Annotated in this window: 1 protein-coding gene; it reads left to right on the top strand. The window is 67.7% G+C overall.

Annotated elements, in window-relative coordinates:
* On the top strand, positions 1–217 hold a 217-nt coding region (locus IF00_RS0140685; RefSeq protein ID WP_030327216.1), incomplete at both ends, for a lamin tail domain-containing protein.

Here is a 217-nt window from a genome sequence, read left to right on the forward strand (position 1 = left end):
TGTCCAGGCCGACAGCCCCGGACGCGACAACCGCACCGTGCGGTCGCTGAACGCCGAGTGGGTCGAGATCACCAACAACACCCGCCACGCGATCAACCTCAACGGCTGGACCCTGAAGGACGAGGACGGCCACCGCTACAAGTTCAACGACTACCGTCTCGCCGGCCGCTCCACCGTCCGCATCCACACCGGTGAGGGCCGCGACACCCGCACCGAC

Source organism: Streptomyces flavochromogenes, from assembly GCF_000717595.1.
Taxonomy (GTDB): Bacteria; Actinomycetota; Actinomycetes; order Streptomycetales; family Streptomycetaceae; genus Streptomyces; species Streptomyces flavochromogenes.